The organism is Paenibacillus sp. VCA1, assembly GCF_031583795.1.
Taxonomy (GTDB): Bacteria; Bacillota; Bacilli; order Paenibacillales; family Paenibacillaceae; genus Paenibacillus_AQ; species Paenibacillus_AQ albilobatus.
On the sequence record NZ_JAVLSX010000004.1, the window covers coordinates 460,404 to 475,520 of the forward strand.

Genomic DNA, 15,117 nt, shown 5'->3' on the forward strand with positions numbered 1-15,117 from the left:
GAAAAATGCAGTCAAATACAATAAAGGAAAATATGTGAAATATTAGAATGATGTTTTTATCATGGATAGGGTTTTGCCTCTTACGTCGAATGCCGTAGATGAACCGTTGTTCATCTGCGGTTTTTTGCATCCATCGGGCCTATGCGTGCCTGCAACATAATGTTCATATTAAAAAGGAGTGTTGAAGAGGTGCACACATGGCCAGTGACCCATGAAGCTTTAGCGAAGCGAATCCAGCGGGCCGAAATCGGCTTTACGACCTCGCGGATCCGTTCCATCGGCGAACAACCGGGCAATCCGCAAGGCGTCGAAATTCAAACCTTCGGAAGCGCCGTTTCCTTTTACGTCAAAACGATGCCTTGGGGGTTGTTTAATTCGGTCAAGGGGTTGTCTGGTGACGACGCAGGCAGGGTTGAAGATATCATCCGGTTTTATAAAGAGCGGAATCGCGCTTTTCTGCTGGACATCGATCCGGTGGATACGGACCCGAAGCTGTTCCGCCATTTGGCGGAAAACGGGCTGTTCCAGCAAGGTTTCCATTCCGTCCTGTATGGAATGCCTGACCCCCAAAAGCCGGAACTCCCTTCAGGCATCACGATTCGCCAAGTGGACAATGAAGCGGATTTCGATGCTTATGCAGGCATTCATTGCGTCGGCTCCGGGATGGATATCGCCCATAAACATCATTTTGCGGAGAACAATATCGGGTTGCTGAACCGGCCGGGTTGGACATTGTATTTGGCCTATTGGCAGGATCAGCCCGCAGCGGTCGGCGTCATGCATGTCTCCGATGGGATTGCCTCGTTTACGCTTGCGGCTACGCATCCCGAGTTTCGGAACAAAGGCTTGCAGTCTTCGCTTTTGAAATGGCGGATGCATGAAGCCTATCAAGCCGGATGCGAATTGGTCGCCGCCCAGGCCGCATTCGGGAGCACAAGCCAAAACAACATGGAGCGGGCCGGTATGCGTCTTGCTTGGACGCGGGCCGTTTGGGCCCCTCTTTCGGGAAGCTGAGCCAGCCATCCAAGTTAAGGAGCGGCAGCCCGTTTCAAGCTTTTGATACGACGGACTGGCAAAATGAAATCTTCATTTTCTCCTCGTCGGCTGATTTTGGAAAAAAGCGAAATTCGTGCAAGCGGTTCGATTCTAAAACCCGAGAGCTGACACATATCGTTAGATAGCGTCGAGTTCTTGTTGCACAGAACGCTTTTTACCATTTTTCCGCGAGGTGAACGAATGAAAAGAAAAACGCTTTACTGGCTTCTCAGCTGCCTGATCCTGGTCGGGTTATTTCCGGCGGGCGCGTCCGCGCAAACGGAACCGGAATCCGTCATTTACGGGGGTGGACCGTTTTATTCCGGCGGCACGGCAACCATGAACACTCTGAAACAATCCGGATTTACGACCGTGATGTTATGGACGATCCATGTCCACGGCAACGGAGATCTTTATTACAACGATCAGCTCGTCGTTTCCAACGGGACCTATGTCGGCAATTCGGCTTGGCCGGGCCAGCTCGCAACGCTCAAGCAAGCGCCGACCTCGGTCAAACGCCTCGAAATCAGCGTCGGCTCTTGGGGCGTAAGCGATTTTCAAAACATTAAAAACCTGATTGCTTCCCAAGGCACCGGCACGAACAGCATTTTGTACAAAAATTTTGTCGCGCTGAAAAATGCCACATCGGCCGATGCCGTGAGCTTCGACAATGAAGATTTGTATGACGTCGCCTCATCGGTGTCGTTCGGCAAAATGCTGTCCGATCTTGGATTCAACATTACGTTATGTCCTTATACCAATGTCAGTTATTGGAAAAGCGTCAAGTCCCAGCTCGGCGCTAGCGTGGACCGCATTTACCTGCAGGTATACGACGGCGGAGCCGGAAACGATCCTGCCTACTGGAACAGCCAAATGGGAATGACCGTGATGCCGGGACTTGACAGCAAAACGTCCAGCGGCGGGAATACGCCGGGGCAGGTCGCCAGCCGGATGGCCGGTTGGAAGGCGTCGGCGGGCATTACCGGGGGATTTATCTGGTATTACGACGCGATATTGAATAATCCGGGCGCCGGTTCGGCGGCCGATTATGCGGCAGCCATCAACAATGCGCTGTCCTCGCCAAGCTCCGGATCGCTGGCGACCGGCGGGACGGCTGCGGCAAGCTCGACGAACAGCCCGGCCGGAGAAGAGAAAGAAAAAGCGTTCGATGGCAGCAGCGCGACCAAATGGCTTATTTTTGCGAATTCGGGCTGGATTCAGTATCAGTTCGGAAACAACGCCGCCCATGCCGCTGCGTCGTATTCGATCACGTCCGCCAACGATTATCCAGCCAGGGATCCGAAAAACTGGACGCTTCTCGGATCTAACGACGGAACGAACTGGACGACGCTGGATTCCCGCTCGAACGAAAGTTTTTCAAGCCGTTTTCAGACGAAAACTTATGGGTTGAACAATTCGACAGCGTTTAAATATTACCGATTGAACGTTACGGCAAACAACGGCGGAGAGGAGCTGCAAATCGCCGAGATCGGTTTGTATCCTTAACATTCGCATGTTCCGGCGGCTGCTTCGGCAGTTTGCCGGACTTTTTTTGTCCGGTCTAAAAACACATGGTAAGAAGATGAACTTTTTTAATTTACATACCACTTCTTATCTTTTATTATAAGGATAATTGAGGATAAGAGGTGAACGCGTTTATGAATGCCAAAGAAGCTGCCGTGCTGCTCGGGGTTCATTACAAAACGGTGCTGAATATGATCAATGACGGCCGCTTGACGGCTACCAAAACCGATTCCGGGGATTGGGAAATAAGCGAAAGCGATCTGGCTGCCCGCGAGCAGCAAATCCATGACAAGGAATTTTCGGCGATTTATGCTCATATGGCTGTCCAAATGATCGAGAAAACTCACAACCGGGCGGTGAAGGCTGCTCGTGAAGAACTTCTATTTGCTGCGCGGTCTCTTGTTAAACATGCAGACCATCCAAGCCAGTTCAGCCAACAGGCGAAACGCCTACAGGACGCTCTCGATGCCTTTAAAGCAGCGGAGGCATTTACGATCACGGTCGAATCAATCCGGAAGCAGGCGGAAAGCGAAAGCTGATGGAAAACAAACGTTGGAGCGTCTTGCGGAGCATCCGGCGTCACAGTAATCGGACACGATGGCATGTTATGCTTAACATAGGGCTTGCCTTCCACAGGCTGGTTCTTTCTTGTATTTGCATCATGATGAAGAGGGAGAGATATTATCCATGGAAACGATCGAAATTTCGGATGATCTTTTTGAACTGCTGGACGGCGAACGGCTCGACCGAAAACAACATGAAGCGATGATGCTGATGACCGTAACCGACGATGGCTGGCCTCATAATGCCATGATCAGCGTTGGGGAAATCGTCGCGTTCGACAAAAAAACGCTGCGGTTGGCCTTATGGCCCGGAACGAATACGACCCAAAACTGCATTCGAAGCGGCAAAGCGCTTCTCGTGGCCGTCTATAAAGGAAAAGTGAATTACGTACGCCTTTCGCTTACGCGAATCGGAATGGCGGAAGAAGCTAAACATCCGCTGGAGCGGTTTTCGGCCGTCGTTGCTTCGTTTAAAGAAGATGTGGCCAAATATGCGGATATTACTTCGGGGATACAGATTCAGTTAAAAAATCCGGACGAAGTGCTGACGCGATGGAAAGAAACGCTGAAGGAAACGAAAGGCTGATCGGTTTTATGAATTTTCAAAAAACATATTTACCTCACGCCGATTTTTTTATATGATAAACGTATTATCAAATGCAGTATCCTATCAAATGCGATGAAGAGAAGAGTAAATAAATCGATTCTTTCACAGAGAGCTCCGTCCGCTGAAAAGGAGCAAAGGGTTATTTATTGAACAAAGCCTCTGAGCAGCACATTGGAACCATACAACGGGGATAGTGTGCCAGGTGCTCCTGTTACAGGGCTAGAGTATATGCATGGATCGCATGCCGTACTTGAAGAGGCTGATATGGCGACGTATCGGCGAATTTGGGGTGGTACCACGAGTGTTCAATCTCGTCCCTGAGACTAGGTCTTGGGGGTGGGATTTTTTATTGTATCAGGGTTCGATGCTGCATGTACGACATGTACGCCGCACAGGCGAACTGAATAGGTAATGAGTATAGGAAGATTGATGATACCGGTCCGTTTGGCGGACGATCTAAACAAACCTCAAACATGATGACACTATCGAAAGGATTTGAAACTTATGGCTGAAAAACTGAAAGCGGGTATTGTCGGAGGAACGGGAATGGTTGGTCAGCGCTTTGTCCAGCTGCTGGATCAGCATCCATGGTTCGAAGTGACCGCGATTGCGGCAAGCAAAAATTCGGCGGGCAAAACGTACGAGGAATCCGTGCAGGGCAGATGGAAAATGGCCGGATCCATGCCGGAGCAGGTCAAAAATATCGTCGTGCAGGATGCTTCGCAAGTCGAAGAATTTGCCTCGCAGGTCGATTTTATCTTCTGTGCCGTGGATATGAGCAAAGACCAAATCAAGGCGCTGGAAGAAGCTTACGCGAAAACCGGGACTCCCGTCATTTCCAACAACTCGGCGCATCGCTGGACGCCGGACGTTCCGATGGTCATTCCGGAGATCAACCCGGATCATATCGGTGTTATTGAAGCTCAAAGAAAACGCCTGGGCACCAAAACGGGTTTTATTGCGGTAAAACCGAACTGCTCCATTCAGAGCTACGTGCCGGCGCTTCACGCGCTGCTTGATTTCAAACCGGAAAAAGTGGTGGCTTCGACGTATCAGGCGATCTCCGGGGCGGGCAAAAACTTTACCGACTGGCCTGAAATGCTCGACAACGTGATCCCTTACATCGGCGGCGAAGAAGAAAAAAGCGAACAGGAGCCGCTGCGTATTTGGGGCAAGCTGCAAAACGGCGAAATCGTCAAAGCCAGCTCGCCGCTCATTACGACGCAATGTATCCGCGTTCCGGTGACGGACGGCCATTTGGCCACCGTGTTCGTCTCCTTCGAAAACAAGCCTTCGAAAGAAGAAATCATCGAACGCTGGCGTCAATACAAAGGACGTCCGCAGGAGCTCGGGCTGCCAAGCGCGCCGCAGCAATTCATCACGTATTTTGAGGAAGAAAACCGTCCGCAAACGAAGCTCGACCGCGACATTGAACGCGGCATGGGCGTGTCGGTAGGCAGACTTCGCGAGGACTCCATATACGATTATAAATTCGTAGGCCTTTCGCATAACACGCTTCGCGGAGCGGCAGGCGGCGCCGTTCTGATCGCCGAGCTGCTGAAAGCGGAAGGATATATTCAGCCGAAGTAAGTTTCGACAAAAAAACAGCATGCCCCCGATTCCGGGAGCTTGCTGTTTTTTTTCATTCCCACCAGTGCTTCATTTCTTTAAAGGTGACGTCCCACAACTTTTCATCGCCTTCAAGTGTGATGGTCAGTTCATCCGTTTTTTCGAGAGGCAGTTCGAATTCGTTGATTTGGTTGTCTCCATTTTCGCCCGAAACGGTAAGCATTTCGCTGCCGTTGACGAAAATCGTTATTTTCCCGTCTTTGCTTGCCTGATCGGGTAAACCGTAATAACCTGCAAGAACCCCTTCTTTACCTCCGATATGGTAAGTATAACTTCCCGTTTTTTTGCCTTCGATTGCATACAGGTTGAGTTGTGGTTTGATCGTTTCGCCCCCGATGGCGAAGGTTTGGGAGTGATTCGCGGCGGACGACTGGCCACTGGTTTCCTGAAGGTCAGATAGAGCAATGACCGGACCTTCCTTTTTGGCGAACGTTGCCGTAACCGCTTCGGAAAAGCCTACGAACGCCACGGTCAGGACAACGGCTAACATGCCGGTCCGTGCTAGCTTGCTCCAGATGTTGGCCGCACGGAATCCGAATGCCATTGCCCCATATCCGATGGCGGCGCCGATTGAATTTTGAATCGCGTCATTGATGTCGAAGCTGCCGAGAAACGTCAGCGCCTGCAGCGTTTCCAGCAATAAAATGCCCGCGAAAAAAAGCGAAATGAAAGGGAGGAACTTCAGGCGAAACAGCCAAGGAATCAAGATGCCAAATGGAATGAATGCCGCCACATTGCTTAAATTGAAGAACCACATCATAAAAAAATGCAGATCGGATGCTCTTGGAAATCTCAAACTAAACACAGAGTCGGGTAACCATATAAAGGTATACTCATGAGTTTGTTTGGCTGCATCGATCCGTCCGAAGCCAAAAAACATGAGGTATAAAATGACGATGGCATAAAAAATTGTGATTGCTATAATGATTTTGCGTTGTTTAACTTCCATATGAACCCCTTTCGCATTGTATCGACCGTGAACATGTATCAGTATACGATGAGTCCGCTAATCAAGCTATTTGTGATCCTTACGCGAATCTTACAGGTATGTAAGAAACAATCAAACCGTTGATCCGCCTTGGCAAAAAGCCAGGCGATCGACTTCATGCGTTTTTCGGAATCCGGTTCGACTGAAGCCAAGATCCATAAAAAATATGAACTTCATATGAATGGGAAGCGGCTGCTTTTCATAAAGAAACCGAGCCTTTCCGTCAAATAAAACGGCAGGGCTCGGTATTTAGTGAGAAAAAGAAAATGAAACGGAGGGCTAAATTCGTTTATGACTGCGCGACATGGGAAAGTGTCGGGCGTTTCTTCGTGATTTAGATGCGTTCCCGGCGCGCGTTGCGGACTTGGATTTGCCCGTCTTGCCGCGGCTGCGGCGAGCTCGTGGGGGGTTATGGTCTGAAAGTGGAGCGGGATGGAGGATGTTCGCCGGCAATTTCAATGCAGTATAGTTGACCGGAATGATGCCCATCGACTGCATGGCATAGGCCAAGTCGGGATCCGTGAACACGGATAGTTCCCGCTCCCGGATGTCCGTCCATTCCGATATTCCGCGGAGAACGTCATCGACGTATCCCGGGTGGCATACGATCTCCGTGATCCCCTCCGGAAGCGATCGCAAATATCTCATCAATCTTTGCTTTGCACCGCTGTCTCCATAGGTATCAAGCAGTACGGCGTCGGTCATGCCGGGCAGCTGCACGCCACGTAGCGGATGAACGATTTGGGATTTCCGAAGCGGCACGTTTTCTATGACGGCTTTTTCCGCCATAACCTTATAAATCACGGGATCGTTTTGATGCAGCAGATGATGGGAATCCAAGTGGGTAGGAATAAGGCCGGTGCCGATCATGCGATTCCACTGCGCATCCAGTTCTTTCTTCACATCGGCGGCATCCCGAAAGCGCATGGTTCTGCCGTCGTGAAAAACGCCGTCCGGCCTTACGAGCGAAGGTATGCTCGCCGGGTTGGAAAGGGGTTTTCCGTAAGTCAGGTTGAAATGCAATCCGATGCCGAGTCCCTGCAGCCATCGGGAGGCATTGACCGCATCTTCAGAGCCGGGCATGTTGACCATCAAGGAAGTGCTGGTAATTCCTCCAGCCTGATAGGCTCTGATAATGCCTCCGTTGACGGCGGGCGACAGCCCAAAATCGTCGGCGTTGATGATGACTTGCCTGCTCAATGGCGATTCCCCCTGACGATAAAAAGTACGGATCATTTGCATGAGGTATATATGCCTGTTGTATTAGTCTAATCCGCATCAAGAAAGGCGAAACGGACGCAGGCCTATCATCGAACCCATTTCTTCCGTTCCGGGCGTATTATTTTCTGAAAAGCTTCCGGTAGGAATTCGGGGATTGTCCCGCATTTCGGGCAAAACATCTCACGAAATAAGGAAAGGACCTGAAGCCGGCAAGCTCCGCGATTCGGCCGATCGGTTCATCCGTATGAATAAGCATCCGCTTTGCCTGCTCGATCCGGTATCTCGTCAAATATTCCAACGGGGTGCAGCCAAACGCTTTTTTCATGCATAAGGAAATGTAGTTGGGGTGGAAATGAAGCGATTCGGATAACATTTGATAGCTGATATGTTCCATATAATGGCGGCGAAGAAATTCGCCTGCCCGTTCCGCGATGCGAACATGGGGGCTTTCCGCATATTCGCCTCCTTGATATTGAAGCGCGGACAGCAGATCCTGCAAATGGACTTGCTGCTTCCAGCGCGCTTTTGCGGATTGCTCCATATTCAGGAGCATGATGCGGCGTACCGCCGATCCGGCCGGCCCGTTTGGCTCCAGCTTTCCCGTCTGCGGAATGTAAATCGAAAATTTCTCGATCCGGCCATAAGGGGAATCCTCCGGTTCCGCCCAAAAGGATGCCTCATCCGATGAGGCGTTCCAACTTCCGAGCGTATGGAAGTGAAGCCAATAAAAATGCGTTTCGGTCCGGCAAGGCTCGGCGGTTCTGTGCGACCGGTCCGGGCGCAGAATCCCGTAATGTCCGGACGCGATATGCAAGGGGCTGCCTTCCTCCTCCAGATACAAACATCCACTGGTTACCATGAGTAGGTCGAAAACGCCGATGCCGCTCCGATCCGGATGGGTTCCGCCGGGAGGATACGTGTCTTCCCCGCACGAAACGTAGTGGGGGAGGGGCGGAGATACGAATTGGAACATTGCTCTCCTCCTTCCTTTGGCTATTGTTGCTATTATCATAACGAGAATACGGAGGGATGCCAATAAGCGAGGGATGCCATACAGGTTGCGATCGGATAAAAACAGGTTGTTTTCGGTTATCGAAACCGCCGAACGATCATGTTATATTTCGAAAGAAGCAACGGCGTTTATGCCAAAATCGAATGGAGGGGAGCGGGAAACGTGAAATTGTTCGAAACTGCATTTGACGGTTTGCTGCTTGGAGCGATTAAACCGATGGGCTGGTTAAAGGATCAGCTTCGCATCCAAGCCGACGGATTAACCGGGCATTTGGAGGAACATTGGCCGGACGTGGGACCGGATAACGGCTGGATCGGAGGCAAAGGAGAAAGCTGGGAACGGGGGCCGTATTATGTAGACGGTCTGCTGCCCTTGGCTTATTTGCTCGAAGACGGGGAACTGATCGCCAAAGCGAAGAAATGGGTGGAATGGACGCTGGCGAACCAAAAAGAGGACGGAAGCTTTGGACCCGAGCGGATCGAAACGCCGAATCACGATGTCGACAAATCCCAGGATTGGTGGCATTTGATGATTATGTTAAAAGTCATCGTGCAATATGGAGAAGTGGCCGGGGATGAACGGGTGATTCCTTTTTTGACCCGATTTTTTGGTTACGTCTATCGCGTGATCGGAGAACAACCGCTTCAGGGATGGGCCAAAGCACGCGGCGCGGAGATGCTTCTAAGCATAATCTGGCTTTATAAGCGAACGCAGGACAGCTTTCTGCTGGAATTGGCGGACATCGTTGCAAACCAGACGACGGATTGGACCGATATTTTTCACGACTTTCCGTTTTGGCGCAAAGTGGATACGTTTGACTGGACAACCCACGTCGTCAACGTAGCGATGGGCATCAAGACACCCGGCGTTCTTTATGAGTTGACCGGGGATGCGTTCGAACGCGACGCGGTTCATCGCGGAATCGATTCGCTGATGACGTATCACGGTCAGGCTCACGGCATGTTTTCCGGCGACGAGTTTCTTTCGGGAACGCATCCGAGTCAAGGCGTGGAGCTGTGCGCCGTAGTCGAATACATGTTTTCGATGGAGCAGCTGACGCGGATTTTCGGCGAAGGACGATTCGGGGATATCCTTGAAAAGGTGGCGTTTAATGCGCTGCCTGCGGGGATCGCTCCCGATTGGAGCGCTCACCAATACGACCAGCAGGTAAACCAGATTTTATGCAACGTGGCCCCGCGCAGCTGGGTGAACGGGCCGGATGCGAACATTTTCGGTCTGGAGCCGAATTTTGGCTGCTGTACAGCAAATATGCATCAGGGCTGGCCGAAATATGCCTCGCATTTGTGGATGAGCGATCAAAAAGGCGGGCTTGCAGCCGCCTCCTACGCGCCTTGTACCGTTAAAGCGAGCGTCGGCGGCGGAACGGCCGCCAAACTTACCGTAACCGGCGATTATCCGTTCCGCGAGCAAGTAAGAATAGATATCCATTTGGAGCGTCCGGACACCTTTGCCGTTTCGCTGCGTATTCCTGTTTGGTGCGACCGGCCTGAGGTCACCGTCAATCAAGGCAGGGTGGACATTCATGTTCAAAACGGTTACGCACGCCTGGAGCGGGAATGGCGCGACGGGGATGTCATCAGCCTTTCGCTGCCAATGACGGTCACGACCTCTTTCCGAAACCAATACGCAGTCAGCGTGGAGCGCGGGCCGCTTGTCTATGTGCTTCCAATCAAGGAAAACTGGCAGACGATCCAGCGGCGTGAAAGGTTCCATGACTGGGAAGTGTATCCGGGTTCCGCATGGAAATACGGATTGCTGTCCGACACCGGGTTTAAGGTTACCGAATCGGAAATCCCGAAGCAGCCATTTTCCCGGGACGGTGCACCCGTGCGGATCACGGCGTTCGGCAAGCTGATCAAAGACTGGAAGATGGAGGGAAACAATGCCGGTACGCCGCCGATGAACCCTGACTGTGCCGGCCAGCCGGCGACGGAGCTTCAGCTGATTCCCTACGGGTGCGCCCGTTTAAGAATCGGAGAATTTCCGCTGATTGGACCCCGAAAGCCTGCCGGAAACCGAAACCGGTGCCGATAATTTTGTTGATACCTTGTTTCAGCAAGATATGTTATTGTGGTAAAGTATGACATTGAAATGCAGATGGGAGGATGCCAATTGGATCGAATCACGCTTGAAGTTCTAGACAGCGACGGAACCGTAAAAGCGGCCGTCACCGACGATGGACAGGTCCAACTCGTTTATTCCGGCAACTATCAGCCGGGGGACGAAATTGTTTTAAAAAGCGAATCGAAAAACGTATATTTGATCATGCAACTTGACGATGCCATAGGCCCGGCCTTTATCTATTTAAAGGAGCATGAATTCCGCTTTCCCGTTCCTTTCGGCGAGAAAAAGTTTTCTTATTCCCCGAAAGCGTTTTCCGGCGAGCTGCATGCGCTGAACGCGCGACTGGCGGCGGAGGATGAAATCAACGCATACAAAAACGTGGCGCTGAATGCCTATGACCATCATGATAACGACTCTTGCTTTCCCCATGCGAGCGCAAACGTGGAAACCCGGGGCGAATCCGTCTTTGCCGCACGGAACGCGATCAACGGCAACAGCATGAATTATTCCCACGGAAAGTGGCCTTTTGAGTCTTGGGGAATCAACCAGCGGAAGGATGCGGAGATTACGGTCCATTTTGGCAGAACGGTCGACATCGACAAGGTGGCGATCACGATCCGGGCGGATTTTCCGCATGATAATTATTGGGAACGGGTTACGCTTGTTTTTTCGGACGGGAGCAAACATGTTGCAGACCTGGTCAAAACCGACCGGAAGCAGATGATCGTCCTGGAACCTCGAAAAGTGGAATGGGTTACGCTGAAGGATCTGATCCAATCGAATGAACCGTCGCCATTCCCGGCGCTGAGCCAGTTCGAGGTTTTCGGCCGCGAGGCGGCGAAAGGCGAATAGCCAATATTTGCTTTGCGCATAGTAAAAGGCGAACCTATCAATCAAGGAGGCCTTTTCGCATGAATGTACAAAGGGCAAAGGAAATCGCATCGTCACCGGTCATGGCCAACGTCATGTGCGACGGGACGCCGATCTACATTCAACATGTCGACGAGCAAAACGAAACCGCCCGCATTTACCCGCTGGGTAATCCGCAAGATGAACGGGAAGTGCCTTTGTATTCGTTATCGGAGCAGGATGGAGCGTTGGAATAATCGGTACATGCAGATGCAGTCGGCGTCGGGTTTGTTCATATGCCTGTCTCGATCGGGAAGAACGTTCCTCTTTCCATAGCTGAGCGTTATGAAGGTGACCATGTTATCGTTAAAAGCCCTTAGCCGGATCATGCCGGCAAGGGCTTTTTTTCTGCGGGAAGAATGTTGTCGAATTATTTTAACCAAACGAAAAGGAAATGTGCGGAACGCGAAGAAAAGGTTTAGGAAGCTCGTTATGGCTTGATTTTGTTGAAATACATCTTCGACGAAAAAAGAGGTGGGCGATTGATCATGGTAACGGATAGCAGAAGGTATTGGATCGATACGATGAGCCGCATTGCGGAGCCCGTTTTGAATGCGCTTTCCGAAAAGCGCTTGAAAGCATCGATGCCGGTCAAAGGGGACCCGTCGCGGATTCCATATATGCATCTTGAAGCTTTGGGAAGGTTGTTGGCCGGCATGGCGCCTTGGCTGGAAACGGGCGGACGGAGCGGAGAGGAAGGAGAACTGCGCGAACGGTATGCCGAGCTGGCAAGGCGGGCGATCGATGCCGGGACGGACCCGGAATCCCCCGACTGCGTGAACCTCACTCAAGGGGAGCAGCCGCTTGTCGATATGGCCTTTCTGGCGCAGGCGATTCTTCGCGCCCCGACCGAACTATGGGATAAGCTGGATGCAAGGGTCAAGAAAAACGTCACGAATGCGCTGTATACGCTGCGGAGGGTAAGGCCTTTTTACAGCAATTGGCTGCTGTTCGCGGCGACCGTGGAAGCATGTTTGTTCCGGATCGGCGAACAGTGGGACCCGATGCGGATCGATTTTGCTTTAAAGCAGCATGAAAAGTGGTATCTTGGCGACGGGATGTATTCGGACGGGGAAGAGTTTGCCTGGGATTATTACAACGGATTCGTCATCCAACCGATGCTGATCGACATTTTGGATACGGTCGGCGATCAGTATCAAGATTGGGCCGCCAGCCGTCCGGTCGTCCTTCAAAGGGCGAAACGGTATGCGGCGATTCAGGAACGGCTCATTTCTCCCGAAGGCACGTTTCCTCCGATCGGCCGCTCTCTTGCATACCGCTTCGGCGCATTTCAGCCTTTAAGCCAAATGGCGCTTCGGGAAGACCTCCCCGAAAAGCTGGCCCCGCCTCAAGTGCGCTGCGCATTGACTGCCGTGATCAAGCGGATGGCGGAAGCTCCCGGTTTTTACGACGACCGGGGATGGCTGAGCATCGGTTTCTGCGGGGACCAGCCGGAAATAGGAGAATTATACATATCGGCAGGAAGCGTGTATCTATGTTCCTTGGTCTTTTTGCCGCTTGGCCTGCCTGCGGAATCTCCGTTTTGGCGCGATGCGGATCAGGAATGGACCTCGCGCAAAGCATGGTCGGGGCTTTCTTTTCCTATCGACAAAAGCTTGTAGATGCCGGGAGGCTGAGGTTTCACACCGCTTTATGAAACGTAGTCGGTATCGCGGAATTTTAGGGTTTCCATTGAAAAAAAGCCAAGAACGTACCCTGTGTCTCGGCCGAAATGGGGAGGAGAATCCATGTATAACGAAAAGATGACGATTCCATTATTGCCTGGCGAATGCTGGTGGGGTTGATTGCGCCAGTATTGCATAAGGAAGCGGTATCCCGTAAGGTGGTCTTTCCTTCCGGCGTCTGGGAGGGAGCGGACGGCAGCCGGGTAACCGGACCTTGCGAAATGGAAGTGGATGCGCCGCTGTCGACGCTGCCATGGTACCGCAAACGAAAGACCGATCCGGAAAAAACCTACACATGAGCAGTCGGCTGACGGACGCCTTTATCCGGTACCGTTTTACAAGCTGTAGATCCTGCAAAAAAAGCAGTCCAGCGGCTTTTCTTAAAGCGCTGGACTGCCAATACTCCCGATTGCCCCGGTTTATCGCTCCTTAAAACATCTATCAAGAACAACATTTACGCTTTCGTTCGAATCCATTTCCAGCCGATCAGCAGCATTCCGATACTGATGGCCAGAAAATACAACGGCATCGTCAGCAGCGAACCGTTATGAAGAACGCTCATTCCCCATGTCGCCGCGCTGACCAGCAAATAATATCCCAAACTGAATACGGCACCGGCTGTCCCGATCACGTCTTTAAAATCCGCAAGCGCCAGGCTCAGGCAATTGGGCAGCGCAATTCCGGATCCGATGAACAAGGCAAACATCGTGATGACGATGCCGATCATGACCAAGATGTCCGGCAGCATCGGCAAGCAGCATGCGATCGTTAACAGAAGCGCACCTGACGCCATCACGAGACAGCCCAGATGAATGATCGTTTCCGGAGCGCGAGTGCGCAGCAATCTTTTGGAGATCAAGGTGCCCACGACGGATGCCAACGCTACAAAGATACCCAAAAAGCCGTAAACTCCCGGCGAAAGGCGAAAGCGTTCGATAAAAAGGAAGGGAGCCTCCGCGTAATAGCTGAATAAAACCCCGTTGATTCCGCCGATCAATGCTCCGAACGCCAGTACCCGCGGCAATGACAGCATAGTTTTCACGACAGGAAAAACGGCTGCTTTCGTCCTTGCGGACACATCCGTCGTTTCAGGCAGTTTCAAAAAAGCGTAAACAAACAGCAAACAGCTCATCGCCACAAGCGAAAAAAAGACGGCTTTAAAACCGAAGGCCTGGTCGATCCATCCGCCGATCAGCGGTCCGACTGCAGGGGTAAAAGCGATGACGGCCGATATTCGAGCGAACATCGCATGCCGTTTTTCTCCCGGAACGCTTTCACGAAGCATCGTTTGCGTAATGATCGACCCCGTTGCCGCGCCGAATGCCTGAATAAACCGGCTGATTAGAAGAAAGGCAATGGATTCCGAAAAAAAACATAAAAGGCTGCCGACGCCGTAGACCACGAGGCCGCCAAGCATGGCCGGCCTGCGCCCGATCAGGTCGGATAGCCACCCGAAGCCGAAAACGCCCAGCGCAAATCCGATAAAATAAACGCTTAGGGTGAACTGAACGGAGCTGTTCGAAACGCCGAGCGCCGCGGAAATATCGGGGAGCGACGGCGTATAGACGGTTTCGCTGATTTGCGGAAACGCCACAAGAACAATCATCAACAATAAAGACGGTGCTGCTTATTTTTTCATTTATGTTAGCCCTCCTACAAGCTAAAGCTGCTATTCCGTTACGTCAAGAATAGGAGCCTAGCTAGGGAAAAGGGGGCATCATGATGGCGATGCGGCTGTAGATCGACATTTCAAATACCTTTCTTTTTATCGAATGTAGGAGGGTTAAGCAAAGTCAACAAACTTTCGCTAGATTAACATCCTGAAGAGATTTGGTCAATCATTGGCAGATTTATTCGCT

At 51.6% G+C, this 15,117-nt stretch carries 14 protein-coding genes and 1 other annotated feature; of the genes, 10 read left to right on the forward strand and 4 right to left on the reverse strand.

All coding sequences use genetic code 11. From position 1 onward, the window contains the following. Positions 1-189: 189 nt before the first annotated feature. From RJP21_RS11360 to asd, 5 genes are all read left to right on the forward strand, one after another. Positions 190-1,014, forward strand: a complete 825-nt coding sequence (locus RJP21_RS11360; RefSeq protein WP_310859353.1) for an N-acetyltransferase — start codon at positions 190-192, stop codon at positions 1,012-1,014. Positions 1,015-1,236: 222 nt separating this feature from the next. Beyond that, on the forward strand, positions 1,237-2,541 hold the full coding sequence (locus RJP21_RS11365) for a discoidin domain-containing protein (protein ID WP_310859354.1): 1,305 nt from the start codon (positions 1,237-1,239) through the stop codon (positions 2,539-2,541). A gap of 152 nt (positions 2,542-2,693) precedes the next feature. After that, positions 2,694-3,098 carry an excisionase family DNA-binding protein gene (locus RJP21_RS11370; protein ID WP_310859355.1) on the forward strand — a complete coding sequence of 135 codons (405 nt, stop codon included), beginning with the start codon at positions 2,694-2,696 and terminating at the stop codon, positions 3,096-3,098. 148 nt (positions 3,099-3,246) lie between these two features. Beyond that, a complete protein-coding gene (locus RJP21_RS11375; protein ID WP_310859356.1) occupies positions 3,247-3,708 on the forward strand; it encodes a pyridoxamine 5'-phosphate oxidase family protein in 462 nt (153 codons plus the stop codon). An 84-nt stretch (positions 3,709-3,792) separates the two neighbouring features. Next, positions 3,793-4,051 (forward strand) — a binding site (T-box leader). A gap of 182 nt (positions 4,052-4,233) precedes the next feature. Next, a complete protein-coding gene (asd, locus tag RJP21_RS11380; protein ID WP_310859357.1) occupies positions 4,234-5,319 on the forward strand; it encodes an aspartate-semialdehyde dehydrogenase in 1,086 nt (361 codons plus the stop codon). Positions 5,320-5,371: 52 nt separating this feature from the next. On the opposite strand, the gene RJP21_RS11385 is transcribed toward asd, so the two are convergent. From RJP21_RS11385 to RJP21_RS11395, 3 genes are all read right to left on the reverse strand, one after another. After that, on the reverse strand, positions 5,372-6,307 hold the full coding sequence (locus RJP21_RS11385) for a VanZ family protein (protein WP_310859358.1): 936 nt from the start codon (positions 6,305-6,307) through the stop codon (positions 5,372-5,374). A gap of 318 nt (positions 6,308-6,625) precedes the next feature. Beyond that, positions 6,626-7,546, reverse strand: a complete 921-nt coding sequence (locus RJP21_RS11390) for a carbohydrate deacetylase (protein ID WP_310859359.1) — start codon at positions 7,544-7,546, stop codon at positions 6,626-6,628. Between the two features lie 139 nt (positions 7,547-7,685). Then, positions 7,686-8,540, reverse strand: a complete 855-nt coding sequence (locus tag RJP21_RS11395) for a helix-turn-helix transcriptional regulator (protein ID WP_310859360.1) — start codon at positions 8,538-8,540, stop codon at positions 7,686-7,688. Between the two features lie 201 nt (positions 8,541-8,741). On the opposite strand from RJP21_RS11395, the gene RJP21_RS11400 reads away from it, so the two are divergent. The 5 genes from RJP21_RS11400 (at position 8,742) to RJP21_RS11420 (ending at position 13,557) form a co-directional block, all read left to right on the forward strand. Further along, positions 8,742-10,634 (forward strand): beta-L-arabinofuranosidase domain-containing protein, encoded by a 1,893-nt coding sequence (locus RJP21_RS11400; protein ID WP_310859361.1) that lies wholly within the window; start codon positions 8,742-8,744, stop codon positions 10,632-10,634. Between the two features lie 78 nt (positions 10,635-10,712). Then, a complete protein-coding gene (locus tag RJP21_RS11405; protein WP_310859362.1) occupies positions 10,713-11,516 on the forward strand; it encodes a carbohydrate-binding protein in 804 nt (267 codons plus the stop codon). Between the two features lie 59 nt (positions 11,517-11,575). Beyond that, positions 11,576-11,770 (forward strand): small acid-soluble spore protein H, encoded by a 195-nt coding sequence (locus tag RJP21_RS11410; RefSeq protein WP_160044788.1) that lies wholly within the window; start codon positions 11,576-11,578, stop codon positions 11,768-11,770. 291 nt (positions 11,771-12,061) lie between these two features. Beyond that, a complete protein-coding gene (locus RJP21_RS11415) occupies positions 12,062-13,195 on the forward strand; it encodes a DUF2264 domain-containing protein (protein ID WP_310859363.1) in 1,134 nt (377 codons plus the stop codon). 179 nt (positions 13,196-13,374) lie between these two features. Continuing rightward, a complete protein-coding gene (locus tag RJP21_RS11420; RefSeq protein ID WP_310859364.1) occupies positions 13,375-13,557 on the forward strand; it encodes a hypothetical protein in 183 nt (60 codons plus the stop codon). Positions 13,558-13,712: 155 nt separating this feature from the next. Here the strand turns inward: RJP21_RS11420 and RJP21_RS11425 are convergent, their stop codons facing one another. Then, on the reverse strand, positions 13,713-14,864 hold the full coding sequence (locus RJP21_RS11425) for a multidrug effflux MFS transporter (RefSeq protein ID WP_310859468.1): 1,152 nt from the start codon (positions 14,862-14,864) through the stop codon (positions 13,713-13,715). Between the last annotated feature and the right edge of the window lie 253 nt (positions 14,865-15,117).

Excerpts from the sequence above, each read along its gene's own strand:
- RJP21_RS11365 (WP_310859354.1), top strand. The coding sequence starts at position 1,237 with ATGAAAAGAAAAACGCTTTACTGGCTTCTCAGCTGCCTGATCCTGGTC.
- RJP21_RS11370 (WP_310859355.1), top strand. The coding sequence starts at position 2,694 with ATGAATGCCAAAGAAGCTGCCGTGCTGCTCGGGGTTCATTACAAAACG.
- RJP21_RS11375 (WP_310859356.1), top strand. The coding sequence starts at position 3,247 with ATGGAAACGATCGAAATTTCGGATGATCTTTTTGAACTGCTGGACGGC.
- asd (WP_310859357.1), top strand. The coding sequence starts at position 4,234 with ATGGCTGAAAAACTGAAAGCGGGTATTGTCGGAGGAACGGGAATGGTT.
- RJP21_RS11385 (WP_310859358.1), bottom strand. The coding sequence starts at position 6,307 with ATGGAAGTTAAACAACGCAAAATCATTATAGCAATCACAATTTTTTAT.
- RJP21_RS11395 (WP_310859360.1), bottom strand. The coding sequence starts at position 8,540 with ATGTTCCAATTCGTATCTCCGCCCCTCCCCCACTACGTTTCGTGCGGG.
- RJP21_RS11410 (WP_160044788.1), top strand. The coding sequence starts at position 11,576 with ATGAATGTACAAAGGGCAAAGGAAATCGCATCGTCACCGGTCATGGCC.
- RJP21_RS11415 (WP_310859363.1), top strand. The coding sequence starts at position 12,062 with ATGGTAACGGATAGCAGAAGGTATTGGATCGATACGATGAGCCGCATT.
- RJP21_RS11425 (WP_310859468.1), bottom strand. The coding sequence starts at position 14,864 with ATGATTGTTCTTGTGGCGTTTCCGCAAATCAGCGAAACCGTCTATACG.